A 23,098-nucleotide genomic window follows, 5' to 3' on the forward strand; every position below is an offset into this window, starting at 1 on the left:
CCAAGCTGCTTTGCTAGGCCCCTGCCCTGACCGGGCAGAGGAAACATGTGGGAGGACAGGGTGTTAGGCGCCTTTGCCAACGCGTTCAAGACTCCGGACCTGCGCCGGAAGCTCTTGTTCGTGCTCTTCATCATCGTGATCTTCCGGATCGGTTCGGTCGTTCCGGCACCCGGCGTCAACGTCAACTCGCTGGACGTCTGTCTCAAGCAGGCCCAGGGCGGCGCCAACGCGAACCTGTACAACCTGATCAACCTGTTCTCCGGCGGTGCGCTGCTGCAGCTGGCGATCTTCGCGCTCGGCATCATGCCCTACATCACCGCCAGCATCATCCTGCAGCTGCTCACCGTGGTGATCCCGCGGCTGGAGTCGCTGAAGAAGGAAGGTCAGGCGGGACAGGCCAAGATCACGCAGTACACCCGGTTCCTGACCGTCGGGCTGGCGATCCTGCAGGCCACTGCGTTCGTCGCGCTGGCGCGGACTCCGGGCCGGCTGTTCCAGGGGTGCCAGGAGCCGCTGCTGCACGACGACAGCTGGTTCCCGGTGGTCGTGATGGTGCTGACCATGACGGCCGGTACCGGTGTGGTGATGTGGCTGGGCGAGCTGATCACCGACCGCGGTGTCGGCAACGGCATGTCGATCCTGATCTTCACCCAGATCGTGGCCACCTTCCCCTCGCAGCTGTGGAGCATCCGCAAGGAGAAGGGCCTCGGCATCTTCGTCGTTGTGCTGGTCGTCGGCCTGGTGATCATGGCCGCGGTGATCTTCATCGAGCAGGCGCAGCGCCGGATCCCGGTGCAGTACGCCAAGCGCATGGTCGGCCGCAAGATGTTCGGCGGCACGTCGACGTACATCCCGCTGAAGGTGAACCAGGCCGGTGTCATCCCGGTCATCTTCGCCTCCAGCCTGATCTACCTGCCGGTGCTGGTCAGCCAGTTCCAGCAGGAGAAGTCCTGGGCCCAGTGGATCCAGGCGAATATGGTCACCGGCGACCACCCCGTGTACATGATCTCCTACGTCGCCCTGATCATCTTCTTCACGTACTTCTACGTCTCGATCACCTTCAACCCGAAGGAAGTCGCGGACAACATGAAGAAGTACGGCGGCTTCATCCCGGGCATCCGGGCGGGCCGGCCGACAGAGGAGTACCTGGGCTACGTGCTGTCCCGCATCACGCTGCCCGGCGCGCTCTACCTCGCGGTGATCTCGATGATCCCGTTGGTCGCGCTGGTGCTCCTGAACGCGAACCAGAACTTCCCGTTCGGCGGTACGTCGATCCTGATCATGGTCGGCGTCGGTCTGGACACCGTGAAGCAGATCGAGTCTCAGTTGCAGCAGCGTAACTACGAAGGGTTCTTGCGCTGATGAGAATGTTGCTGATGGGTCCGCCCGGGGCGGGCAAGGGCACGCAGGCAAAGGTGCTTGCGGAACGCCTGAATATCCCGGCCGTGTCCACCGGCGACATCTTCCGTGCGAACGTCAAGGACGAGACGCCGCTCGGGCTCGAGGCGAAGCGCTACATGGATGCCGGTGACTACGTCCCGGACGAGGTCACCAACGCGATGGTGCGGGACCGGCTGTCCGAGGCGGACGCCGGCGACGGCTTCCTGCTGGACGGCTACCCGCGGACGCTGGCCCAGGTCGGCACGCTGGACGACATCCTGGCCGAGCACGGCCACAAGCTGGACGCGGTGGTGGCGCTGATCGCCGACACCGACGTCCTGGTCGACCGGATGCTCCGGCGGGCGCACGTCGAGGGCCGGGCGGACGACTCCGAGGAGGTCGTCCGGCACCGGCAGGACGTCTACACCGCCGAGACCAAGCCGCTGCTGCGGGTGTACGCCCAGCGCGGCCTGCTGGTCGAGGTGGACGGTGTCGGCGAAATCGACGAGGTGAGCGAGCGTGTGCTCGCCGCCCTGAAGACCATCACCGAGTAAGCGGCGTGCGGTGATGTTCAGGGATCGCGGGATCGAGATCAAGACCCGCGAGCAGATCCTCTCCATGCGTGCGGCCGGCCTGGTCGTCGGCCGCACGCTGGCACTGCTCCGTGGTGAGGTCCGCCCCGGCATCAGCACCCGCGAGCTGGACGCGATCGCCGAGGACAACATCCGGTCCTCCGGCGCGACGCCGTCGTTCAAGGGCTACCACGGCTTCACCGGCTCGATCTGCGCATCGGTGAACGACGAGATCGTGCACGGCATTCCCGGTGACCGGCTGCTGGCCGACGGCGACCTGATCTCGATCGACTGCGGTGCGATCGTGGACGGCTGGCACGGCGACGCCGCGATCACGGTCGCGGTCGGCGACGTGGAGCCGGAACTGCTCGAGCTGGCCCGGATCTGCGAGGAGTCGATGTGGCGCGGGTTCGCCGCGGCCAGGCTCGGCGGGCGGCTGACCGACATCTCGGCGGCGATCGAAACCCACGTCCGGGCGAACTCGTCGTACGGGATCGTCGAGGACTTCGTCGGGCACGGGATCGGCTCGGCGATGCACCAGCCGCCGAACGTGCCGAACTTCGGCCGTCCCGGCCGCGGCCCGAAGCTGGTCGAGGGGATGGCGCTCGCGGTCGAGCCGATGCTCACCCTTGGCCGGCAGGACAACCACACGCTCGACGACGACTGGACGGTCGTCACCGACGACGGCAAGGCCGCCGCGCACACCGAGCACACCTTCACGCTCACCCCGCAGGGCCCGTGGGTGCTGACCGCACTGGACGGCGGCGAGGCCAAGCTGGCCGAGCTCGGCGTCAAGGTCGGCGCGCTCGCCGACTGACCGATCACGGTACGCCGAAGTCCGCTCACCGCCCGTGTCGGCGGACTACGTGCGTCCACCCCTCGGGGGACGCCGTCGCCCCTGCCGCTGAGGCACACTTGAGCTATGCCTCAGTACCAGCCGCACCAGCGTTTCACCGAAGCCGACCGGGACAAGATCGCCGGCCGGCTGCGGGACGCGTTCGCGGACGGCCGGCTGGACCAACCCGAGTTCACCTCCCGCCTCGACCAGTTGTACTCCGTGCAGACGTACGGCGAGCTGGAGCCGCTGGTGCGGGACCTGCCGCCGGTGCGGACCTACCAGACCCCGGCGGTGGTGCAGGACAGCAAGCCGGCCCCGGCGCCCGGTGAGTTCCCGGAGCGGAAGCGGGACGGCCACCCGGAGCGGCACGGACTGGCGGCACTCGGCGGCGGTTTCACCGGCGTCGTGCTGATCAACGTGGTGATCTGGTTCGTCATCGGCGTCGCGAACGGTGGGAACTGGCCGCACTTCTGGCCGGTCTGGTTGCTGATCCCCTGGACCCTGTTCGCGCTGAGCAACCTCGGGAAGCGCCGTTGACAGCGGCCCCGGTCACCCGTCGCGTCGTCGGCCCACGTCTGCGGCCGGACTGGGAGTGGCAGCTGCGGCAGGGGTCGGCCGTCGTCTACGTGATCTGGTTCGCGGTCGCCGTACCGCTGGCGATCGCCGGACTGCTGCTCAAGCCGCGCTCGGTCGGCTGGATGATGCTGATCTGGTTCCTGGTGCTGGCCGGGTTCACGGTCGGCGTGCGAATCGCCGAGAGCCGGCGGCGCAAGGCCTGGGGTGACGTCGTCGGCCAGATGGGCTGGCGGCTCAGTGTGGACCGGCCCGAGTTGCTGCGGCGCTGGCCGTTCCCGCCGTTCTCGGTGGATCCGGACGCCGAGGTGTACGACGTGACGTCGGGCCGGCACCGGGGCCGGGAGTTCTCGACCGGCCGGTTCCGGCACAAGGTCGGCCGGCGCGATCTCGGCTTCGACTTCCTCGACCTGCAGGTGGACCGGCCGCTTCCGCCGCTGCAGGTGCTGCCGGCCGCGCTGGCGCCGGTGGCGGCCGCGAGCCTGCTGCCGATGAAGCTGGCCGTCGACGGTCTGCCCGGGCGGTATCTCCTGTTCAACGGTCGCGAGGACCACGCGGAGGCGGTTCTGCATCCGCGCGCGGTCGAGGAGCTGGCCGCCGTCCCGCCGTTCGGGTTCAGCTGCGAGGGGCGGCGGTTCGTCGCGATCCTGCCGGCGTACCGCGACTCGGCCACCGCCCTCGCGCAGCTGGACGCCGCGTGCGACCTGCTCGACCTGATGCCCGAGCAGATCTGGCGCGCGGGCGAGCAGTGGGCGGCTAGGCACCAGCCCTGAGCAGCGGGACCAGCGCGGCCAGGTCCTCGTCGCCGTGCCCGGCGTCGACCGCTCTGCGCAGGAGCTGCTCCATCGGAGCGAGCATGCGTGGGTCGACGCCCTGCTCGACGGCCAGGTCGACGAGCTCGTGGAACCCGTTCGCCTGCATGGCGAGGTTCGACCCGGCCGGTCCGTCCGGGCCGTGTTCGAGGTCCTTCGCCATAGCCGGGAGCTGCCCGAGCATCGCGCTCAGCCAGGGCACCAGGTAGCTGTCGGTGAACGTCGTCGGCGAGATGTCCTCGCGACTGATCAGGGCGAGCGCGTGCGCGGCCCCGCCGAGCATCGGGTACATCGCGCTGAGGAGGGTGAAGTCGTGCAGCGAGGCCAGCCCCGGATCCTTGCCGACGTACGCCGGTCGCGCGGCGGCTGCGAGGTCGTGCTCGTACTGCTCGAAGGCGACCGTGGAGCCGCTGTACAGGATGAAGGCCTCGGGGCCGCCGATCATCACCGGAACGGCCATGATGCCGCCGTCCAGAAACTCGATGCCGTGCCCGGCGGCCCAGTCCGCGAGCGCTCGGGCCCGGGAGGGCAGGCTGCTGGTGAGGTTGGCCAGGGTGCGGCCGGTCAGTTCGGCGGCGAGCGGCTCGAGGGTGGCGCGGACGGTGGTGTCGTCGAGCAGGCAGACCACGACGAGTCGGCCGGCGGCGACGGCCTCGGCGGCAGTGGCCGCGCGGGTGGCGCCGAGGGCGTCGAGCTCGGGGGAGCGGCCGGGTGTCCGGTTCCAGACGGTGGTCGGGTGGCCGGCGGCCAGGAAGGCCCGGGCGAGGGCGGTGCCCATCGCGCCGAGGCCGAGGACGGTGACAGGAGTTCTCATGCTGTCCAGCCTGGTGCGATCCCTTTAGGATGGACAAGTACCCACTATTTTGTCAGGTACTGACCGGAAGGTAAGTGATGGTTCCGTACAGCTGTGGCCTGGACGCCGCGGCGGACGTGATCGGCGGCAAGTGGAAGCCGCGGATCCTCTGGGCGCTGCACCACGGGCCGATGCGGTTCGGCGAGCTGCGCCGGGAGATCGCCGGCGTGACCGAGAAGATGCTGATCCAGCAGCTGCGCGAGCTGGAGGCCCGGGACATCGTGCACCGCGAGGTCTTCCGGCAGGTCCCGCCGCGGGTCGAGTACTCGCTGACCGGGCTCGGCCAGTCACTCAACGTGGCGCTGGCGCCGCTGGATGCCTGGGGAGCCGAGCATCTGGAGATCCTGGAGGCCTCCCGCGCGGGCTGACCGGGTCTCGATTGGGTTTCGCCTGGGTGAGTGGCGTAGACTCTTCCCTTGGCTCTTTGTAGCCTCTGGCTCGTCGTGCCCGCGGCTGCCTGACGCTCGCGTCAGGAGGGCGCCAGGAGACAGAACCATCATTCAGTACGTCGTCTACAGAAGTGCGAGGACATGCCCAAAAAAGAGGGAGTCATCGAACTCGAGGGCACCATCGTCGAGGCCCTGCCGAACGCGATGTTCCGTGTTGAGCTGTCCAACGGGCACAAGGTGCTCGCGCACATCAGCGGCAAGATGAGGCAGCACTACATCCGGATCCTCCCCGAGGACCGGGTCGTCGTGGAGCTGTCGCCGTACGACCTCACCCGGGGTCGCATCGTCTACCGGTACAAGTAAGACCACCACCAACACCTGTCGAAGAAAGAAGCTCGATGAAGGTCAATCCGAGCGTCAAGAAGATCTGCGACAAGTGCAAGGTGATCCGCCGTCACGGCCGGGTCATGGTGATCTGCGAGAACCCGCGGCACAAGCAGCGGCAGGGCTGACAGCCCCACTCGAGCAGCACCAGCACTTTCGCACCACAGCGCGCACGCTCGTCAGGCCACCGCAACCCGGCCTGACGTCGCCCCCGGAACAGAGGCCGGGGCCCTGCCGGTGAAGCACAGCGACACCGAGGCGGGCGGGGACGCGGCGCGCCGCCACACCTCTGCCGACGAAAGGAACACCGCCACATGGCACGCCTCGTAGGGGTCGACCTGCCGCGCGACAAGCGCATCGAGGTCGCTCTCACCTACATCTTCGGTGTAGGACGTACTCGCGCCCTGAAGACGCTCGAAGCCACCGGGATCTCCGGTGACAGGCGCGTCCACGAGCTGGGCGACGAGGAGCTGGTGAAGCTCCGGGACTGGATCGAAGGCAACTACAAGATCGAAGGTGACCTCCGTCGCGAGGTGACCGCGGACATCCGCCGCAAGATCGAGATCGGGTCGTACCAGGGTCGCCGGCACCGCAGCGGCCTGCCGGTGCGTGGTCAGCGCACGCGGACCAACGCCCGCAGCCGCAAGGGTCGTCGCAAGGCGATCGCCGGCAAGAAGAAGAAGTGATGACCCGGATGACCGTCGACCACCCCAGGAGCAACTGACCTATGCCTCCCAAGAGCCGCACCGCGGCCGGCGCGAAGAAGGTGCGCCGCAAGGAGAAGAAGAACGTGGCCGCCGGCCACGCGCACATCAAGAGCACGTTCAACAACACGATCGTGACGATCACCGACCCGACCGGCGCGGTCATCTCGTGGGCTTCCGCGGGCACCGTCGGCTTCAAGGGTTCGCGCAAGTCCACCCCGTTCGCCGCGCAGATGGCCGCCGAGGCCGCCGGGCGCCGCGCGATGGAGCACGGCATGCGCAAGATCGACGTGTTCGTGAAGGGTCCCGGCTCCGGCCGTGAGACCGCGATCCGTTCGCTGGGTGCCGTCGGCCTCGAGGTCGGCACCATCCAGGACGTCACCCCGACCGCACACAACGGCTGCCGCCCGCCCAAGCGGCGCCGGGTCTGACCTTCCGAGAGGAGCACACACAATGGCCCGTTACACCGGACCCATGACCAAGAAGTCGCGCCGTCTCGGGGTCGACCTCGTCGGTGGCGACAAGGCGTTCGAGCGTCGTCCGTACCCGCCGGGTATGCACGGCCGCGGCCGCCCGAAGGAGAGCGAGTACCTGCTCCAGCTGCGCGAGAAGCAGAAGGCCCGCTTCTCGTACGGCGTCCTGGAGAAGCAGTTCCGCCGGTACTACGAGGAGGCCTCGCGGCGCTCCGGCAAGACCGGTGACAACCTGCTGATCATCCTGGAGTCCCGGCTGGACAACGTCGTGTACCGCGCCGGCCTGGCCCGGACCCGGCGGCAGGCCCGTCAGCTCGTCGTGCACGGTCACTTCACCGTGAACGGCGTCAAGGTGAACATCCCGTCGTACCGGGTGGCCGCCCACGACATCATCGATGTCAAGGCGAAGTCGGTCGAGACGACCCCGTTCATCATCGCCCGGGAGACGCACTCCGAGCGCGTCGTCCCGGCCTGGCTCGAGGTGCTGCCCGAGCGGCTGCGCATCCTCGTCCACCAGCTGCCGACCCGGCAGCAGATCGACACCCAGGTCGCCGAGCACCTGATCGTCGAGCTCTACTCGAAGAACTGACCCGGCTCCGGCCGGTGGCCTCCCGGCCGCCGGCCGGATCGGTGTTCTTCATCCCTCGCGACCTCAAATAGTGGTCGTCGCGAACAGAGAAGGAACACGAAGTTGCTTATCGCACAGCGCCCCACCCTGACCGAAGAGGTCGTCGGCGAGCACCGCTCGCGGTTCGTGATCGAGCCGCTGGAGCCGGGCTTCGGCTACACCCTCGGCAACTCGATCCGCCGCACGCTGCTGTCCTCCATCCCCGGTGCCGCCGTGACCAGCATCAAGGTCGACGGTGTCCTGCACGAGTTCTCGACCGTTGCCGGGGTCAAGGAAGACGCCACCCAGCTGATCCTGAACCTGAAGGACCTGGTCGTCTCCTCCGAGCACGACGAGCCGGTCACCATGTACCTGCGCAAGCAGGGCCCCGGTGACGTCACCGCCGCGGACATCGCGCCGCCGGCCGGTGTCGAGGTGCACAACCCGGACCTGAAGATCGCCACCCTGAACGAGAAGGGCCGGCTCGAGATGGAGCTGGTCGTCGAGCGGGGCCGGGGCTACGTCTCGGCGATCCAGAACAAGTCCGCCGACGCCGAGATCGGCCGGATGCCGGTCGACTCGATCTACTCGCCGGTGCTCAAGGTCACCTACAAGGTCGAGGCGACCCGTGTCGAGCAGCGGACCGACTTCGACCGCCTCGTGGTCGACGTCGAGACCAAGCCGTCGATGCTGCCCCGCGACGCCGTCGCGTCGGCCGGCAAGACGCTGGTCGAGCTGTTCGGCCTGGCCCGCGAGCTGAACGTCGAGGCCGAGGGCATCGACATCGGCCCGTCGCCGGTGGACGAGCAGATGGCCGCCGACCTGGCCCTGCCGGTCGAGGACCTGCAGCTGACCGTCCGGTCGTACAACTGCCTCAAGCGTGAGGGCATCCACACCGTGGGTGAGCTGATCTCGCGCAGCGAGCAGGACCTGCTGGACATCCGCAACTTCGGCTCCAAGTCGATCGACGAGGTCAAGCTGAAGCTGGCCGAGATGGGCCTGTCGCTCAAGGACTCGCCTCCTGGCTTCGACCTGCGCGCGGCCGCCGAGGCCTACGGCACCGAGTCGGACGACGAGGACGAGAGCTTCGCCGAGACCGAGCAGTACTGAGTCAACCACCCCCGGGCCGAGCGGCCTGAGATTCCTGGAGTCAAGAGATGCCTACCCCCACCAAGGGTGCCCGGCTGGGCGGCAGCCCGGCGCACGAGAAGCTGATCCTCAGCAACCTCGCGACGTCGCTGTTCGAGCACGGCGCCATCACCACCACCGCGGCCAAGGCCAAGCGCCTGCAGCCGCTGGCGGAGCAGATGATCACCAAGGCGAAGCGTGGTGACCTGAACTCGCGCCGCCAGGTGATGAAGCGGATCAAGGACAAGAGCGTCGTGCACGTGCTCTTCACCGAGATCGGCGAGCGGTACGCCGACCGCCCGGGCGGCTACACCCGGATCACCAAGCTCGGCCCGCGCAAGGGCGACAACGCGCCGATGGTGAAGATCGAGCTGGTCGAGGCACTCGCCGACTCGCCGAAGAAGGCCGCGAAGAAGGCTCCGGCCAAGAAGGCCGCGGCGAAGAAGGCTGTCGCCGAGGACAAGGCCGAGGACGTCCAGGACGAGAAGACCGAGGACGTTGTCGCGGGCAAGTACGAGGGTTCCGCCCCCCCGAACGCCGACGGCAGCGCGCCGGACGGCTTCGTGATCAAGGGCAACGAGAACTCGATGAAGTACCACACCGCCGACTCGCCGTGGTACGACCAGACCGAGGCCGAGGTCTGGTTCAAGACGGAGGCGGACGCCGAGGCCGCCGGCTTCACCAAGGCCGGCGAGACCGAGGACGACGACAAGTAACACCGGTTGGTCCGGCGGCGCCCCCTCACTTCACGGTGAGGGGGCGCTGTTGCGTTAGATTGCACTGTGTTCGACGGTACTGGGCGTTGGCGGATAGACCTCAGGTACGACGGGACGGCCTTCCACGGCTGGGCCCGTCAGGAAGGCCTCCGGACCGTGCAGGGCGTGCTGGAGGAGACCCTCCGCGTCGTCCTGCGGTTGCCGGAGCCGCCGAGGGTCACCTGCGCCGGCCGGACGGACACCGGCGTGCATGCCCGTAGCCAGGTCACTCACGTGGACCTCGAAGGCGCTGTGGAGCCGCTGAGGCTCCTCAGGAGCCTGAATGGCGTCCTACCCGCGGACGTAGCCGTCACGGCCGTCAGCGAGGCTCCAGCGGGCTTTGACGCCCGTTTCTCCGCTCTGGCCCGCCGCTACGTGTACCGGCTGTGCGACGACCCCGCAGGCTGGGACCCGCTGCGGCGTGGGCACGTACTGCGCGTGGGCCGCCCGCTGGACGTGGACCGCATGAACGCCGCGGCCGCAGGCCTGCTCGGCGAACACGACTTCGCTGCCTTCTGCAAGAAGCGCGAGGGCGCCAGCACGGTCCGGGCACTCCTGGAGTACTCCTGGCAGCGGACCGGCGTCGGACAGCTCGAAGGCACGGTCGTCGCGGATGCCTTCTGCCACTCGATGGTCCGGGCGCTCGTAGGCGCACTGATCCCCGTGGGTGACGGACGGCGTGAGGTCGACTGGCCGGCCGCCGTACTGGCTGGGAAGGTGCGGGACTCGGCCGTGTCGGTTCTGCCCGCCCACGGCCTCACACTGGAGGAAGTGCGCTACCCGGCCGACGACGAGTTGGCCGCGCGGGCGCTGCAGGCCCGTCAGGTCAGGGGAGAGGTGCACCAGCGTGGCTGACCACTACTTCTCGGCGGAGCCCGGTTCGGCCGACGTACGCCGTACTGTCGAGGCGCGGATCTGGCGACGCGAGTACACCTTCACGACGGCCACCGGGGTGTTCTCCCGCGACCGCCTGGACATCGGTACGGCGGTCCTGCTGCGCGAGGTGGAACCGCCGACCGGGCCGGGCACATTCCTCGACCTCGGGACCGGCTACGGGCCGATCGCGTGTGCCCTCGCGGTGGAGGCGCCGAAGGCCGAGGTGTGGGCGGTCGACGTGAACACCCGGGCGCTGGAGCTGACCGCGGAGAACGCCCGGAGGGCCGGTGTGGCCGACCGGGTGCATCCGGTGCTGCCGGAGGGCGTACCGGAGGTGATGCGCTTCGACCAGCTGTGGTCGAACCCGGCGATCCACATCGGCAAGCCCGAGCTGCACAAGATGCTGCTGCACTGGCTGCCCCGTCTTGCCCCCGGCGGCGTGGCATGGTTCGTCGTCGGCAAGAACCTGGGCGGCGACTCGTTGCAGCGCTGGATGACCGAGCAGGGCTACCCCTGCACGCGGATCGGCAGCGCGAAGGGGTTCCGGGTCCTGCGTGCAACGAACGCGGGTCCGTCGCCGTCCTGAGGGTATGGAGGCAGCCTTGGCGGCAGCAGAGGCACGGACGGGTCAGCTGGACTTCGAGCTCTGGGTGACCGAGAGGGCGGACGCGCTGCTGCGCTTCGCCTACGTCCTGACCGGGGACAGGAACCTGGCCGAGGACGCGGTGCAGGACGCCCTGACGACCGCCTGTGCCCGCTGGGGAAGGGTGAGCCGCGCCGACGACCCCGAGGCGTACGTGAAACGGATGGTGGTGAACGCGCACATCTCCTGGTGGCGCCGCTTCCGCCGCCGGGAGGCACCGATCGCCGACCCGGTCCGGAGCGGGCCGCCGGCACCCGACGGTGCCGTGGACAGGGCGGAGTCCGACGCGGTCTGGGCGCTCTGCGCGACGCTGCCCGACAAGCAGCGGGCAGCCGTCGTACTGCGCTTCTACGAGGAGCTCTCGTACGCCGAGATCGCTGAACTGCTGCACTGCGCCGAGGCGACCGCCCGGTCCCACGTCCACCGGGCACTGGCCGCACTGAAGACCACGCTGAGCAAGGAAGGAGCCGAGGATGCCTGAGCACGAGCCTGAGCAGGAGCTCGGCCCCAAGATCGCCGACGCGTTCCAGCGCCGGGCCGCCGCGGCCGCCGGGCCGCGCGGCAGTGCGCTGGCGGCCGAGGCGCGCCGGCGGGTCCGCAAACGCCGCCAGGGCATGACGATGGCCGCGGCCGCGGTGGTGGTGGCGGCCGCGATCGGAGGTGTCTGGAACGCGATCGGTGACCCGTCGCCGATCGCCTCGAGCACCAGCGACAGCAGCGCGGAGCAGGGCAGTTCCGGAACCGGATCGGGCCGGACGTCGCCAGGTCTGGTGCCCCCACAGACGGAGTCCGGGCCGGCCTGCCCGGCCGATCACGTGATCCAGTCACCCGGCGGAGCGAGCGCCGTACCTCGTGGGACCGGGCTGGACCTGGAGACCCAGGTGTTCGGGCTGGAGGCCTGCCGCTACCGGCTCACCCCGGACGCACCCATGCTGCTAGGCCAGCACAGCCTCAACGCCGGCATCGCGCAGCAGGTGGTCGATGCGATCAAGGTGCTGCCGGAGCGGAACCCGGACCTTCCGGTGTTCAAGTGCACCCCGCAGCTCGCGCAGGCGAAGGAAGCGATCGTGCTGCGCTTCGACACCTCCGCCGGCGTCAAGGAGATCTGGGTGCAGTACGACGGCTGCGACACCCCCGGTTTCTTCACCGGCTCCCGCACGTACGGCCTGTACGCCGCCCCACTCAAGCTCTTCATGATCGGAAGCACCCGCCCCACCGGCAGCACCTACCTGAACGCCCTCGAGGGCTGGTGACCTCCGGCCGGTAGAATCCGCCACGTCATGACCGACACGGGGAACCAGAACGCACAACCGGGTCCGCGCTGGTCGCTCGACGACGAGCGCGCGTTCGAGTCGGCGCGCCGGCGGATCGGCGCGGTGATCGCGGCGTACAGCGCTCGCATCGGCGCGGCCGAGGCCGCCGGTGACGACGCCGAGGCCGACCGGCTCGCGGACGAGTCCGACGGCTACGAGGAGCTCCGCCGCACGCTGTCACCCGACGACAAGGCCGGGATCGCGAGGATCAACGCCGAGTTCCCGGAGCTGCTGGCCCGGGTCCGCGCCGGGCTGTCGTGAGCAGGCTGCCGAACGAGCAACTGCAGGACGTGTACCTGCGGCGGATCCGCCGTGGGATCCTCAAGCACCGCCGGCCGATGCTGCGGCGGCCCACGGTCCTGTTCATCGCGGGCCAGCCCGGCGCTGGGAAGACCACCATGCAGGCGGCGGCGATCGAGCGCCTCGGGATGAAGACCGCGTACGTCCTCGACCACGACGAGTTGCTCGACAAGCACCCCGGCTACGCGAGCGGGGCGCTCGAGAACGACTACACCGCGGCCGCCGTCTACGGCCAGGACGCGGCGATCTGGCGCGGCTGGGCCCTCCAGGACGTGCAGGCGCGGCAGCTGGACGTGGTCGTGCCGTTCCCGATCTCCGGCCAGTACGACCTCGACCTGATGAAGCAGTTCCAGGACAAGGGGTACCGCGTCGAGGTCGCGTTCGCGGCGGTGCACGAGGCGCAGAGCCAGCTCGGGATCATGGAGCGCTTCGTCGACGGCCGGCAGGAGTCGGGGTACGGACGCTGGATCGGCGCGGGGCAGCACGACCAGATCTACCGGGACATGCTGGGCACCGCGGAGGCGATCGAGGCACACCGGCTCGCCGACGCCGTGCACGTGTACCGGCGCGGAGAGGCCGAGCCGGTCTTCACCAACGAGCGGAAGAACGGTCTGTGGCGGCACCCGCCGGGCTCGAGCCGCGCAGCGATCGAGGCGGAGCGGAACCGGCCGTGGACCGACCGGGAGGTGAATCACTTCCACCGCGGGTGGAACCGGCTCGCCGCGCTCGCCGACCGGCCGATCAAGGACCACTTCAAGGCGATGCCGTTGATGGCTTCCGACGAAGGCCGCCGGCTGCTCGGCCGGCTGCAGCAGCTGGCCGCTCCGAAGCTCGCCGAACACCGGCGCTTCGCTGAACAACGCGGCGCCCCGGCATCGACCCGCCAGGCAACCGGCCCAGAGCTCCAGCAGCCGACTCACCCCGGGCATCAGCCACCCATCCCTCAACCATCTGCTCAGCAGTTCCCGCCGCGTCCGCAGTTCGCGCCGACTGTGCACCTGACGCAGCAGCAGGAGGGCGCCGGACATGACCAAGCCGGGCGGAGAGAGCATGACTGGCAGCAGTTCGGCGTTCGGTTGCAGGCTGAGCAGACGCCGGCGAGTGCCATCACAGCACCAGGCGCCGGGGCGCACCCGCAGCCGGAGGCGGACGCGGCGCAGCCCGCGCAGCGGTATCACCGCGGCCCGTCCGCCGGCCCGGCGCGCGGCGAGCACGGCCCCGGTGAGAGCGCCCGCGACTCCAGGTGACGCCTGACAGCGACCCGCCGGTTCGGCCCGGTGGCGATATCCGCTCGCCTGGTTGGGGTCGGGTTGTCAGACTGGTGCGATGGGTCACGTAGATGTCGGTGGGGTCGGCTTCGAGTTGCCGGACGGGCGGGTGTTGCTGGACGACGTCACGTTACGGGTCGGCGACGGAGCCAAGGTCGCGCTGGTCGGAGCGAACGGGTCCGGCAAGACCACGCTGACCAGGATCATCGCCGGGGACCTGAAACCGCACAGCGGCAGCATCTCGCGGTCCGGCGGGCTCGGCGTGATGCGGCAGTTCGTCGGCTCGGTGCGGGACTCGTCGACCGTGCGGGACCTGCTGCTGTCGGTCGCGCCGGAGGCCATCCGAACCGCCGCGGCCAAGCTGGACCAGGCCGAGCTGGCGATGATAGAGGCCGACGACGAGAAGACCCAGCTCAGGTACGCCCAGGCCGTCGCCGACTGGGGTGAGGTCGGCGGGTACGACGCCGAAGTCCTCTGGGACGTGTGTACGACAGCCGCCCTCGGCATCCCGTTCGACCGCTGCCGCTGGCGGGAGGTGAAGACGCTGTCCGGCGGTGAGCAGAAGCGCCTGGTCCTGGAGGCCCTCCTGCGCGGACCCGACGAGGTCCTGATGCTCGACGAGCCGGACAACTATCTCGACGTACCGGGGAAGCGCTGGCTGGAGGAGCAGCTCCGGGCCACCGACAAGACCGTGCTCTACATCAGCCACGACCGTGAGTTGCTGGCCAATACCGCGACCCGGATCGTCACCGTCGAGCTCGGTGCCGCCGGCAACACCGTGTGGACGCACGGCGGCGGCTTCAGGACCTACCACGAGGCCCGGCAGCACCGGTTCGAGCGGTTCGAGGAACTGCGCAAGCGCTGGGACGAGGAGCACGCGAAGCTTCGTGCGCAGATGCTGATGTACAAGCAGAAGGCGGCGTACAACTCCGACATGGCGTCCCGGTACCGGGCCGCGCAGACCCGGCTGCGCAAGTTCGAGGAGGCCGGGCCGCCGCAGGCGATCCCGCGCGAGCAGAAGGTCAGCATGCGGCTGACCGGCGGCCGTACCGGCAAGCGTGCGGTGGTCTGCACGAGCCTCGAGCTGACCGGTCTGATGAAGCCCTTCGACCTCGAGGTCTGGTACGGCGAACGCGTGGCCGTGCTGGGGTCCAACGGGTCCGGCAAGTCGCACTTCCTGCGACTGCTGGCCAACGGCGGCTCCGATCCGGATGTCGAGCACCGGCCGGTCGGCGACGTACAGATCGCTCCGGTGGCGCACAGCGGCAACGCGAAGCTGGGTGCCCGGGTCCGGCCCGGATGGTTCGCGCAGACGCACGAGCACCCGGAGTTGGTGGGCCGGACTCTGCTGGAAATCCTGCACCGCGGTGACGAGCACCGGGAGGGCATGGGCCGCGAGCTGGCCTCGCGGAAACTGGACCGGTACGAGCTGGCGCACGCGGCCGAGCAGACGTTCGACAGCCTGTCCGGTGGTCAGCAGGCCCGTTTCCAGATCCTCATGCTCGAGCTGTCGGGGGCCACGCTGCTGCTGCTCGACGAGCCGACCGACAACCTCGACGTGGAGTCGGCGGAGGCTCTGGAGGAGGGGCTCGACTCCTTCGACGGGACGGTGCTCGCGGTCACGCACGACCGCTGGTTCGCCCGTGGGTTCGACCGGTACCTCGTGTTCGGCGCCGACGGTTCCGTGTACGAGTCGAACGAACCGGTCTGGGACGAAGGCCGGGTCGAGCGGGCTCGCTGAGGCTCGCCGCGTCAGCTCGGGCGGTCGACGCGGTAGACGTAGTGGAGTGGGTCGTCGATGGGGTTGTCCGGCTCCATCGGCCCTTCGGCGACCCGCCGGAACCCGGCACGCTCCAGCGCCCGCCACGACAGCCGATTGCCCGCCACGACCGCGACGATGACGGCCTCGGCGTCGGGGTACGCCGTCCAGCTGTCGGCGACCATGGCCGCGATCATCCCGGTGCCGATGCCTCGGCCGGTCCGACTGGCTTCACCGACCAGGTAGTCGACGGTGAGCGCGCCCGCGGGGACCTCGGTGAGCTTCTCGAACTCGGTCAGGTACTCCGGGTAGTCGGCCAGCCGGCAGCGCTGGATCAGCCCGACCGGCTCGTCGTCGAGGTGGACGAGCCAGTCCTCGGACGGCTCACGCCGGTCCGCGCTCGTGCCGAAGTCCCGCTCGACCGCCTCCGGGCTGGTCTCGTGGTTCCACCAGCGTGCCACGTGCGGGTGGGCCAGCCACTCGGCGAGCAGGCCGAAGTCGTCCCGGGTGAGCCGGCGGAACCGGTAGGTCATGATGATCCCCTCTGACGGTGAAAACGATTCAATGCGTCTTCCGGTAGTAGCGGGCCTGGCGTCCGCGCTGGCTGCAGGAGGCGTGGCAGAACCGCCGTCGTCCGTGCGTCCGCACGAACAACATCCGGCAGCCGGGCCCTTCGCACCGGCCGATCCGGTCATCCCCGGCGGCCAACTCGATCGCTTCGCTCGCGAGTGCTGCCAGGAGGCGGGTCGTCCCCGAGGTCGCCGAGTCCGTCGACGCCGACGGGCGCCCGCCTGACGGCCACGTCAGCCGCACCGAGGAGTACGCCAGTGCGGCACAGTCGTTGACGGCCGCGATCGGATCGGGGCCCGGGTGCCGGCCGTCGGCGACCGCCGCCAGCAGGCGGTGGACGTGGCCGCGCAACTCGCGGACCCGGCCGGCGTCCCTCGTCGGCACTCGGTGCACGCCGGCGTCGTGGGCGTCGCCGTACGCCTGGAACCAGCCGCGGACGAGCTCCGGCGTCGCCAGGTAGTCAACCGCGCCGTCGTCGTACCAGGTGTTCGCGAACTCGACCGCGAGCGGCTCGGTGCCGAGTAGGGGAAACTCCATATGCTGACGGTAACAGTAGATTTATCCGTCAGCTAGGGAGATACGCACCAGCCGTCGCGGTACGCCGCCCAGTCGGCGGCTGTGGCGGTGAAGTCGACGTACACGGCCAGACCGAAGTTCTGCCGGTCCGAAGTGCCCAGAGCGAGGCGGGCGCCGCGGACGGCCGCCGCGACGGTCTCCGCGTGACCCAGTGGGAGGGGTTGCTCTCCCAGTAGGCGGGCAGGCCCATCAGGAGGTCGGTCGACGCCGGCGTCGCCGCCAGCGACAGTGCGGTCTGCTGGGCGACATAGCCGCCGTACAAGGACTCCAGCGGCATCGCGGTGTCGTACGACATCACGGCGATTCGCTCGACCCGGCGGGCAACCTCGGCGAAATAGTTCTGAGACCACCACTTGCCCTCGCCGGTGAGTGCCAACGGCAGGGCATTGATTCGCCGGAGCGGCTCCAATTGAGCTGCCGCAACCGACAGCGGTACGCCGTGCCGGTCGGTCAGCACATGCGTTTCGTCGAGTACGGCGAGGAATCCGGTCGACCCGGAATGCACCGGCTCGAAGTCGAAGTGGATGCCCTGGAAGCCCTGATCGAGGACGGCGGCCGCGGACGCCACGACCCGGGTCCGCACGGCGGCGTCGTCCAGGTCCAGGCCCGGGTTCTTGCCGGGTTGCACGAGGTTGCCGAGCCAGGCCTGCACGCGGACGCCGGGAGCCGCGGCCCGCATCGCCGACGTGAACCACCGCGCCTTCGGCGACACCGTTGCGATTGGCAACGTTCCGTCGTGCTCCAGCGGGCCGGCGTGGACGTACAGGTCCCGGATGCCAGTGTCTTCGAGCTGTCGGGCCAGCGCGGTCACGTCGGCCTCGGTCTTCCGCCCGTCCACCCAGGCATGGCCGAGCCACAGGGCGTCGTTGTTCCGGGTTTGCGCCTCGGCGGCCGGGTCACCGGCGTACCGGACCTGCAGCGACCCGGCGTACGCGCCGAGCGGAAGCGGCACGAGCACGACGAAGGCGAGTGCGAGACCGATCAGGACTCGGCGTCTGCGGGACCAGTTCTGCCAGCGCTGCCTCACGGACGCAGGCCGTCGTAGACGAGCGCGAGCATCCGGTCGCGGACATCCGGCTCGAGCGCGAGCGAGGTCGCGCCCCGGGGAGGCGCCGATCAGTAGCGCGTATACCTCGGCCGGCCCGGCGTCACGCCGTACGGCGCCGGCGTCCTGGGCGCGCGTGAGGAGCGTGCCGAACGCGGCCCGCAGGCCGCTGCCGGCCTTCGTCGCCTCCGCGCCGGCGCCCGACCCGGCCGCGGTCAGCGCCTCCGCGATCGCGAGCTTCGAGGCGGACTCCCGGAACCGGCGAATGCCCCTGCCGCGTCGTAGACGGCAGAGGCGCCGGATGGCCCCGGACCGAGGCAACTGAGCCCGCCCGGGGCCATCTCCACATGGCCAACCCTCACGCCCGCAGCCGCAGTGGTGACGCGGCCAGGGCCTTCGCCGCGATCACCAGGCCGGCGGCCGCCAGCACGATGTCCTTCAGCACGTACTGCGCTTCCAGCGTCGGCGTCCCCGGGAACAGGTCGCCGAAGAACAGCACCAGCGGCGACATGATCCCGACCAGCGAAAGCCCGAGCACCAGCAGCCCGGTCCGCAGGAACTTGCCGGTGACCAGCGTCAGCCCGATGAAGCACTCCATCAGCGCCGTCAGCAGGACGGCGTTCCGTCCTTCGACGATGCCGAGCGTGAGCGTGTCGAGCGTCCGCATCACCAGCGCCTCCGCCGGGCTCGCACCCGGGAAGAACTTGAGGACGCCGAAGCCCAGGAAGATCAGCCCCAGGCTGACCCGGAGGATGTCGACACTTCGCCGCCCGAGCCAGTCGGCCAGCTTGTTTTCCCTGAAGAGCAAGGCATTCATGGTGGTTTCTCCTGTCGCGATCGATGTGTCAACAGCGTCGCGAAAACCACCTGTCCGCCGCGTCGGGCAGTCGACGGCACTTCCTGTACCGCAGCCGGCGTAGGACTCAGGGATGCCCTGAGTCCTGGCGGAGTAGTTCACTCCAGCCGGCGACCGTCCAGCTTCAGCCGCCGGACGGTGGTCTCGGGGAACCGCCCGCGGTCGCGAATGCCGGGGTAGGCGTCGATCGTGACGGTCTGCCGCTCGATGCGTGCGATCTCGGCGATCAGGGCGGCCCGCAGTTCGGCCGCGATCTCCTGGTGGTTGGCGCTGTCGACCAGGTTGTCCAACTCGTACGGGTCGGCCTGGAGGTCGTACAGCGCCCGCTCGGTGTAGCGGTCGGTTCCGGGGACGTCGCCCGCGTCCGGCGCGTGCACGTAGTACTTCCACCGGCCCGTCCGGAGTGCACGGCCGACCTCCGACTCGCTGATCTGGATCAGCACGCCGGCACTCGTCGTGCGCTCCCGGAGCGGTACGCCGTCCAGGTGCTCGGGCAACTCGATCCCGGCCGCGTCGAGCACCGTCGGGACTACGTCCACCGTGCTGACGGGTACGCCGACGCGAGTACCACCGCGGTAGCCAGGGCCCTCCACGACCAGCGGGACCCTGACCGACCCGTCATGCGGCGAACGCTTGTACTCGTTGTTGCGGGTTTTGAAGTGCGAGCCGTGGTCGGAGGTGTAGACGACCAGGGTGTCGTCGAGCAGGTCCAAGCTGATCAGGGCATCGCGGAGCCGGCCAAGGCACTCGTCGACCCGCTTGATCTGGCCGTAGTACCCGGCGGCGTGCTGGTGCGCCGTCCCCGGGAGGGTGGCCAGGTCCGGTGGCAGCCAGGCGCCGTTGTAGGTGTCGCGGTAGACCTCGGGGGCCGGGTAGTCGTCGTGCTCGTTCTGGTGGTGCGGCTCGATCAGCGACAGGAACAGCATGAACGGGCGGTCGTCGCCCGAGGCTCTGGCGACGAAGCGGATCGCCGCGTCGGTGAGGGCGTCCGGCCGGTAGCCGGGAAGCCGGACGGGCTCGCCGTCCCGGTCGTACACGACCGTCCGGTACGCGTCCGAGGTGAACTCGAGCAGGTTCGCGCCCAGCCAGAAGTCGTACCCGCCCTGCTCCTCCACCGGGACAGGGTCCTGGGTGCCGAGGTGCCACTTGCCGATGTAGCCGGTCTGGTAGCCGGCAGCGCCGAAGAGGCGGCCCAGTGTCGGGGCGTCCGTGGGCAGCGGCACGTTGTTGCGGAAGACGGTGGTATTGGTCGGGTACATGCCCGTCTGCAGTGCGGCCCGGGCCGGTGCGCAGACGGGATTCGTGGTGCACGCGGACTCGAACATCGTGCCGTGACGGGCCATCAGGTCGAGGTTGGGGGTCAGACCGAGTGGACTGCCGGCCGCGCCGACGGTGTCGGAGCGCTGCTGGTCGGTGAAGAAGACGATCACATTGGGGCGCATCAACAATCCTCACTTGAGGCCGGAGAGCGCGATGCCCTCGACCAGGAATTTCTGGGTGATCACGAAGAACAACGCGGTCGGGACGAACAGCAGCAGTGCGCCGGCGGCGGTCAGGTTCCACTGGGTGAAGTACTCCTGGTTGAACAGCGTCAGCCCGATCGGCAGGGTGCGCATCTCCGTCCGGCTGGTCGCGATCAACGGCCAGAGGAACTCGTTCCACTGGAAGACGAAGGTGAACAGGCCGAGCACCGCCATCGCCGGTTTGCACTGCGGCAGGATCACCCGCAGGTAGATCCGGAACTCGCCGGCGCCGTCCACCCGGGCTGCCTCGATCAGCTCGTCCGGCAGCGGCTTGATGAACTGCCGCATCAGGAAGATGCCGTAGGCGTCCATTAGGAACGGCACGATCAGCCCCTGGTAGCTGTCGATCCAGCCGAGGTTGGCGAAGATCGCGTAGATCGGCAGCATCCGGACGAAGAACGGCACCATCAGCGTGGACAGCACCGCGACGAACGCGATCCGCTTGCCGGGGAAGTCCATCTTCGCGAACACGTAGCCGACGAGCGGGTCGAAGATCAGGTGGGCGACCGTGATCGCGCCGGCCATCACGAAGCTGTTCACGAAGAACCGCCCGAACGGCGCCGCCTCGAACAACCGGGTGAAGTTGCTCCACTGCAGTTCGGCCGGCCACAGCACCGGATCACCCGACTGCACCTCGGCGTCGCTCTGCAGCGCCAGCACGATCATGTAGAGCAGCGGCAGCACGGTGACCAGGCCGAGCGCGCCCAGGACGACGTACGCCGCCAACCGGTCGCCCGGGAAGAGTCGCTCACGCATTGGCCCGGTCTCCGATCCGCAACTGCGCCAGCGACAGGACCAGGACGACGATCAGCAGCAGGACCGAGAGTGCGGACGCGTACCCGAAGTCGTTGTCGTTGAACGCGACGATGAACAGTCGATGGGCGTAGAGCGAGGTCGCGTTGCCGGGGCCGCCCCCGGTCACGATGTACGGCAGCGCGAACTGCTGCAACGTGCTGATCAACCCGATGATCGACACGAACAGCGTCGTCGGCGCGAGCAGCGGCAGGGTGATCGCGAAGAACCGGCGCCACGGCCCGGCACCGTCGATCCGCGCGGCCTCGTAGTACAGGCCGGGGATCCCTTGCAGGCCGGCCAGGAACAGCACCATCGTGTAGCCCGCGCCGGACCAGACCGTGATGCCGACGATCGTTGCCAGCGGATGCGTGCTCAGCCACGTCTGACCGGGCAGGCCGAGGGACTCGAGCAGCCGGTTGAGGATGCCGACCTGCGGATCCAGGATGTTGCGCCACAGCAGGCCGACGATCGAGACCGACGTCAGGTACGGGATCAGCAGCAGCGAGCGGAACAGCGTGCGCCCCGGCAGCGCCTGGTTGAGGATCACGGCCAGTCCGAGGCCCACCGCCGTACCGACGATCAGCGTGCCCGCGGCGTACAGCAGGGTGATCAGGAACGAGTGCACGACCTCCGGGTCGCTCAGGGCCCGGCTGAAGTTGCCGAGCCCGACGAACGAGACGCCGTCCGCGTCGTACAGTCCGGTCAGCAGTTGGTTGCCGATCGGGAGGAAGAACAACAGGGTGAAGAACAGCACCGCCGGCGTGAGGAACAGCCAAGCGGTCGCCGCTTGACGCCGACGGATCACAGCGCGGCCCCGGCCTGCTTGCGGAAGTCGGCCAGCGTCTGCTCGACCGGAGCGTGCTGGATGATCATCTGCTGGTAGGCCTTCTTCCACAGCTCGGTGATCTGCGCGGCCTTGCCGCTCGCCGCCAGCGCGACGTCCTGGTCGGCGACCACCGCGAGGGCCTTGGCGATCGTGCCCAGGTTCGGGTCGGCGGCGACGGCCGGGTCCGCGGCCCAACTCTTGCGCGGCATCGACATCCCCGACTCCTTGGTGGCGGCCAGTTCGGTCTTCACCGCGGTCAGCCTGGTGATCAGCTCCCACGACAGCTCGGGATCCTTCGCCTTCGCCGGGATCATCAGGCCGGAGCCGGCCATCGACGAGGCCTGTACCGCCCCGGTCAGCGGGACCGCGAGACCGAGATCGATGTCCGGGCTGCCCTGCCGGATCGGGCCGATGTCCCACGGTCCGGACACGAACATCGCCGCCCGCTCGGCCGAGAACAGCTTCTGCGGACCGGAGTAGTCCGTCGTCGCCACCGGCGCGGGGGAGGCCTTGTGGGTGAAGATCAAATCCTGCATGAACTGCAGCGCCTTCCGGGCACCGTCCTGCGGGACCATGAACTGCTTCGCGCCGACCTGGCTGAAGTCGACGTTCTGCTGGCTGTAGAACGGGGCCGCGTAGCTGGCGTCCGAGTTGAGCGCCGTACCGCTGACCTTGTCCTTGGTGGTCGACCGGGCGAGGTCGAGGAACTCGTCCCACGTCGCCGGCGGCTTGTCGATCATCTCCTTGTTGTAGAAGACGAGCCCGTTCGCGGTCAGGTGCAGCGGGATCGAGTACGTCGTGCCCTCGTACTGCCGGGCGACGACGGCCTGGTCGATGAAGTCGCCGGGGAAGCCGAACGCCTGGTCCGCGGTGGCGAACTCGTCCAGCGCGAGCACGTTGCCGGCCAGCCCGTACTGCGTCCCGGTGCCGGCGCTCACCTCCTCGACCAGGTCCGGCACGTTGCCCGACCGGAAGTCCGCGGTCAGCTTGGTGGTCAGGTCCGGCCACTGGAACTTCTGCCAGTTCATCTCCAGGTCGTGATCCTTGCCGAACTGGTCGATCACGTCCTTGTAGACCTGGTAGCCATGGCCGGCGTTCCAGTAGATGGTGAACGTCCGAGCGTCCTGCTTTTGCGCCGCCGGCGTGGCCGGCGAGCAGCCGGTGCCGACCGCGCCGAGGACGGTGGCACCGAGCCCGAGTTGGAGGAACGAGCGGCGGTCGAGAGATGGCATGACGGAACCTTTCGGGTACGGCGGACTGCGGTGGGGGCGGCGAGGCGC

Annotated in this window: 29 protein-coding genes; 20 read left to right on the top strand and 9 right to left on the bottom strand. The window is 69.2% G+C overall.

What is annotated here, in order from left to right; genetic code table 11:
* Positions 1–60: 60 nt before the first annotated feature.
* The 5 genes from secY to E1218_RS10485 all read left to right on the top strand — a co-directional run bounded on the left by secY (position 61) and on the right by E1218_RS10485 (position 4,136).
* Complete coding sequence (secY, locus tag E1218_RS10465) at positions 61–1,362, top strand: preprotein translocase subunit SecY (protein WP_132318735.1); 1,302 nt, start codon at positions 61–63, stop codon at positions 1,360–1,362.
* The gene (locus tag E1218_RS10470; RefSeq protein ID WP_132318737.1) at positions 1,362–1,934 is read left to right on the top strand and encodes an adenylate kinase; all 573 of its coding nucleotides are present in this window, start codon (positions 1,362–1,364) and stop codon (positions 1,932–1,934) included. The genes secY and E1218_RS10470 overlap by 1 nt, the downstream gene beginning before the upstream one ends.
* Before the next feature lie 13 nt (positions 1,935–1,947).
* Complete coding sequence (map, locus tag E1218_RS10475) at positions 1,948–2,769, top strand: type I methionyl aminopeptidase (protein WP_407657596.1); 822 nt, start codon at positions 1,948–1,950, stop codon at positions 2,767–2,769.
* Between the two features lie 105 nt (positions 2,770–2,874).
* A complete protein-coding gene (locus E1218_RS10480) occupies positions 2,875–3,327 on the top strand; it encodes a DUF1707 SHOCT-like domain-containing protein (protein WP_132318741.1) in 453 nt (150 codons plus the stop codon).
* Positions 3,324–4,136: a hypothetical protein gene (locus E1218_RS10485; RefSeq protein WP_132318743.1), complete on the top strand. Its 813-nt coding sequence runs from the start codon at positions 3,324–3,326 to the stop codon at positions 4,134–4,136. The genes E1218_RS10480 and E1218_RS10485 overlap by 4 nt, the downstream gene beginning before the upstream one ends.
* Here the strand turns inward: E1218_RS10485 and E1218_RS10490 are convergent.
* Positions 4,120–4,989 carry an NAD(P)-dependent oxidoreductase gene (locus tag E1218_RS10490; RefSeq protein ID WP_132318745.1) on the bottom strand — a complete coding sequence of 290 codons (870 nt, stop codon included), beginning with the start codon at positions 4,987–4,989 and terminating at the stop codon, positions 4,120–4,122. The two genes, E1218_RS10485 and E1218_RS10490, sit on opposite strands and share 17 nt — an antisense overlap.
* A gap of 77 nt (positions 4,990–5,066) precedes the next feature.
* Here E1218_RS10490 and E1218_RS10495 point away from each other — a divergent pair, with 77 nt between their 5' ends.
* From E1218_RS10495 to E1218_RS10565, 15 genes are all read left to right on the top strand, one after another.
* Positions 5,067–5,396, top strand: a complete 330-nt coding sequence (locus E1218_RS10495; protein ID WP_132318747.1) for a winged helix-turn-helix transcriptional regulator — start codon at positions 5,067–5,069, stop codon at positions 5,394–5,396.
* A 162-nt stretch (positions 5,397–5,558) separates the two neighbouring features.
* Entirely contained in the window at positions 5,559–5,780 is a 222-nt protein-coding gene (infA, locus tag E1218_RS10500; RefSeq protein WP_012923661.1) for a translation initiation factor IF-1, read from the top strand.
* Between the two features lie 35 nt (positions 5,781–5,815).
* Positions 5,816–5,929 carry a 50S ribosomal protein L36 gene (gene rpmJ, locus E1218_RS10505; RefSeq protein WP_008361054.1) on the top strand — a complete coding sequence of 38 codons (114 nt, stop codon included), beginning with the start codon at positions 5,816–5,818 and terminating at the stop codon, positions 5,927–5,929.
* Positions 5,930–6,115: 186 nt separating this feature from the next.
* Positions 6,116–6,487, top strand: a complete 372-nt coding sequence (gene rpsM / locus E1218_RS10510; RefSeq protein ID WP_132318749.1) for a 30S ribosomal protein S13 — start codon at positions 6,116–6,118, stop codon at positions 6,485–6,487.
* Between the two features lie 41 nt (positions 6,488–6,528).
* The gene (rpsK, locus tag E1218_RS10515; protein WP_012923659.1) at positions 6,529–6,936 is read left to right on the top strand and encodes a 30S ribosomal protein S11; all 408 of its coding nucleotides are present in this window, start codon (positions 6,529–6,531) and stop codon (positions 6,934–6,936) included.
* Between the two features lie 22 nt (positions 6,937–6,958).
* A complete protein-coding gene (rpsD, locus tag E1218_RS10520; RefSeq protein WP_132318751.1) occupies positions 6,959–7,567 on the top strand; it encodes a 30S ribosomal protein S4 in 609 nt (202 codons plus the stop codon).
* Between the two features lie 102 nt (positions 7,568–7,669).
* Positions 7,670–8,695 carry a DNA-directed RNA polymerase subunit alpha gene (locus tag E1218_RS10525; protein WP_132318753.1) on the top strand — a complete coding sequence of 342 codons (1,026 nt, stop codon included), beginning with the start codon at positions 7,670–7,672 and terminating at the stop codon, positions 8,693–8,695.
* A 47-nt stretch (positions 8,696–8,742) separates the two neighbouring features.
* Positions 8,743–9,429 (top strand): 50S ribosomal protein L17, sunset domain variant, encoded by a 687-nt coding sequence (gene rplQ, locus E1218_RS38175; RefSeq protein ID WP_132318755.1) that lies wholly within the window; start codon positions 8,743–8,745, stop codon positions 9,427–9,429.
* A gap of 66 nt (positions 9,430–9,495) precedes the next feature.
* Entirely contained in the window at positions 9,496–10,323 is an 828-nt protein-coding gene (truA, locus tag E1218_RS10535) for a tRNA pseudouridine(38-40) synthase TruA (RefSeq protein WP_132318757.1), read from the top strand.
* A complete protein-coding gene (locus E1218_RS10540; RefSeq protein WP_132318759.1) occupies positions 10,316–10,930 on the top strand; it encodes a class I SAM-dependent methyltransferase in 615 nt (204 codons plus the stop codon). The genes truA and E1218_RS10540 overlap by 8 nt, the downstream gene beginning before the upstream one ends.
* Before the next feature lie 16 nt (positions 10,931–10,946).
* Entirely contained in the window at positions 10,947–11,468 is a 522-nt protein-coding gene (locus tag E1218_RS10545; protein WP_233712139.1) for a SigE family RNA polymerase sigma factor, read from the top strand.
* Entirely contained in the window at positions 11,461–12,240 is a 780-nt protein-coding gene (locus E1218_RS10550) for a hypothetical protein (RefSeq protein ID WP_132318763.1), read from the top strand. Before E1218_RS10545 ends, E1218_RS10550 begins: the two co-directional genes overlap by 8 nt.
* A gap of 27 nt (positions 12,241–12,267) precedes the next feature.
* Positions 12,268–12,561: a hypothetical protein gene (locus E1218_RS10555; protein WP_132318765.1), complete on the top strand. Its 294-nt coding sequence runs from the start codon at positions 12,268–12,270 to the stop codon at positions 12,559–12,561.
* A complete protein-coding gene (locus tag E1218_RS10560) occupies positions 12,558–13,847 on the top strand; it encodes a zeta toxin family protein (protein WP_132318767.1) in 1,290 nt (429 codons plus the stop codon). Before E1218_RS10555 ends, E1218_RS10560 begins: the two co-directional genes overlap by 4 nt.
* Positions 13,848–13,926: 79 nt before the next feature.
* Positions 13,927–15,609 carry an ABC-F family ATP-binding cassette domain-containing protein gene (locus E1218_RS10565; RefSeq protein WP_132318769.1) on the top strand — a complete coding sequence of 561 codons (1,683 nt, stop codon included), beginning with the start codon at positions 13,927–13,929 and terminating at the stop codon, positions 15,607–15,609.
* A gap of 11 nt (positions 15,610–15,620) precedes the next feature.
* Here E1218_RS10565 and E1218_RS10570 read toward each other — a convergent pair whose 3' ends face one another.
* From E1218_RS10570 to E1218_RS10610, 8 genes are all read right to left on the bottom strand, one after another.
* The gene (locus E1218_RS10570) at positions 15,621–16,160 is read right to left on the bottom strand and encodes a GNAT family N-acetyltransferase (protein ID WP_132318771.1); all 540 of its coding nucleotides are present in this window, start codon (positions 16,158–16,160) and stop codon (positions 15,621–15,623) included.
* Between the two features lie 28 nt (positions 16,161–16,188).
* Positions 16,189–16,734: a CGNR zinc finger domain-containing protein gene (locus E1218_RS10575; protein WP_132318773.1), complete on the bottom strand. Its 546-nt coding sequence runs from the start codon at positions 16,732–16,734 to the stop codon at positions 16,189–16,191.
* 28 nt (positions 16,735–16,762) lie between these two features.
* Complete coding sequence (locus tag E1218_RS10580; protein WP_233712140.1) at positions 16,763–18,139, bottom strand: SbtR family transcriptional regulator; 1,377 nt, start codon at positions 18,137–18,139, stop codon at positions 16,763–16,765.
* Positions 18,140–18,176: 37 nt separating this feature from the next.
* Positions 18,177–18,635: a DoxX family protein gene (locus tag E1218_RS10590; RefSeq protein WP_132318775.1), complete on the bottom strand. Its 459-nt coding sequence runs from the start codon at positions 18,633–18,635 to the stop codon at positions 18,177–18,179.
* A gap of 137 nt (positions 18,636–18,772) precedes the next feature.
* Positions 18,773–20,116, bottom strand: a complete 1,344-nt coding sequence (locus tag E1218_RS10595) for a sulfatase-like hydrolase/transferase (protein WP_132318777.1) — start codon at positions 20,114–20,116, stop codon at positions 18,773–18,775.
* Positions 20,117–20,125: 9 nt separating this feature from the next.
* Positions 20,126–20,953: a carbohydrate ABC transporter permease gene (locus E1218_RS10600; RefSeq protein WP_132318779.1), complete on the bottom strand. Its 828-nt coding sequence runs from the start codon at positions 20,951–20,953 to the stop codon at positions 20,126–20,128.
* Positions 20,946–21,797, bottom strand: coding sequence for a carbohydrate ABC transporter permease (locus tag E1218_RS10605; RefSeq protein ID WP_202865900.1), 852 nt, complete (start codon positions 21,795–21,797; stop codon positions 20,946–20,948). Before E1218_RS10605 ends, E1218_RS10600 begins: the two co-directional genes overlap by 8 nt.
* On the bottom strand, positions 21,794–23,050 hold the full coding sequence (locus E1218_RS10610; protein ID WP_132318781.1) for an ABC transporter substrate-binding protein: 1,257 nt from the start codon (positions 23,048–23,050) through the stop codon (positions 21,794–21,796). Before E1218_RS10610 ends, E1218_RS10605 begins: the two co-directional genes overlap by 4 nt.
* Between the last annotated feature and the right edge of the window lie 48 nt (positions 23,051–23,098).

This window comes from Kribbella turkmenica (assembly GCF_004348725.1).
Classification (GTDB): domain Bacteria; phylum Actinomycetota; class Actinomycetes; order Propionibacteriales; family Kribbellaceae; genus Kribbella; species Kribbella turkmenica.

Excerpts from the sequence above, each read along its gene's own strand:
- infA (WP_012923661.1), top strand. The coding sequence starts at position 5,559 with ATGCCCAAAAAAGAGGGAGTCATCGAACTCGAGGGCACCATCGTCGAG.
- E1218_RS10590 (WP_132318775.1), bottom strand. The coding sequence starts at position 18,635 with ATGAATGCCTTGCTCTTCAGGGAAAACAAGCTGGCCGACTGGCTCGGG.
- E1218_RS10600 (WP_132318779.1), bottom strand. The coding sequence starts at position 20,953 with ATGCGTGAGCGACTCTTCCCGGGCGACCGGTTGGCGGCGTACGTCGTC.
- E1218_RS10575 (WP_132318773.1), bottom strand. The coding sequence starts at position 16,734 with ATGGAGTTTCCCCTACTCGGCACCGAGCCGCTCGCGGTCGAGTTCGCG.
- E1218_RS10570 (WP_132318771.1), bottom strand. The coding sequence starts at position 16,160 with ATGACCTACCGGTTCCGCCGGCTCACCCGGGACGACTTCGGCCTGCTC.
- rpsM (WP_132318749.1), top strand. The coding sequence starts at position 6,116 with ATGGCACGCCTCGTAGGGGTCGACCTGCCGCGCGACAAGCGCATCGAG.
- rplQ (WP_132318755.1), top strand. The coding sequence starts at position 8,743 with ATGCCTACCCCCACCAAGGGTGCCCGGCTGGGCGGCAGCCCGGCGCAC.
- map (WP_407657596.1), top strand. The coding sequence starts at position 1,948 with ATGTTCAGGGATCGCGGGATCGAGATCAAGACCCGCGAGCAGATCCTC.
- E1218_RS10495 (WP_132318747.1), top strand. The coding sequence starts at position 5,067 with ATGGTTCCGTACAGCTGTGGCCTGGACGCCGCGGCGGACGTGATCGGC.
- E1218_RS10610 (WP_132318781.1), bottom strand. The coding sequence starts at position 23,050 with ATGCCATCTCTCGACCGCCGCTCGTTCCTCCAACTCGGGCTCGGTGCC.
- E1218_RS10595 (WP_132318777.1), bottom strand. The coding sequence starts at position 20,116 with ATGCGCCCCAATGTGATCGTCTTCTTCACCGACCAGCAGCGCTCCGAC.
- rpmJ (WP_008361054.1), top strand. The coding sequence starts at position 5,816 with ATGAAGGTCAATCCGAGCGTCAAGAAGATCTGCGACAAGTGCAAGGTG.
- E1218_RS10490 (WP_132318745.1), bottom strand. The coding sequence starts at position 4,989 with ATGAGAACTCCTGTCACCGTCCTCGGCCTCGGCGCGATGGGCACCGCC.
- E1218_RS10470 (WP_132318737.1), top strand. The coding sequence starts at position 1,362 with ATGAGAATGTTGCTGATGGGTCCGCCCGGGGCGGGCAAGGGCACGCAG.
- E1218_RS10550 (WP_132318763.1), top strand. The coding sequence starts at position 11,461 with ATGCCTGAGCACGAGCCTGAGCAGGAGCTCGGCCCCAAGATCGCCGAC.
- E1218_RS10565 (WP_132318769.1), top strand. The coding sequence starts at position 13,927 with ATGGGTCACGTAGATGTCGGTGGGGTCGGCTTCGAGTTGCCGGACGGG.
- rpsD (WP_132318751.1), top strand. The coding sequence starts at position 6,959 with ATGGCCCGTTACACCGGACCCATGACCAAGAAGTCGCGCCGTCTCGGG.
- E1218_RS10480 (WP_132318741.1), top strand. The coding sequence starts at position 2,875 with ATGCCTCAGTACCAGCCGCACCAGCGTTTCACCGAAGCCGACCGGGAC.
- rpsK (WP_012923659.1), top strand. The coding sequence starts at position 6,529 with ATGCCTCCCAAGAGCCGCACCGCGGCCGGCGCGAAGAAGGTGCGCCGC.
- E1218_RS10555 (WP_132318765.1), top strand. The coding sequence starts at position 12,268 with ATGACCGACACGGGGAACCAGAACGCACAACCGGGTCCGCGCTGGTCG.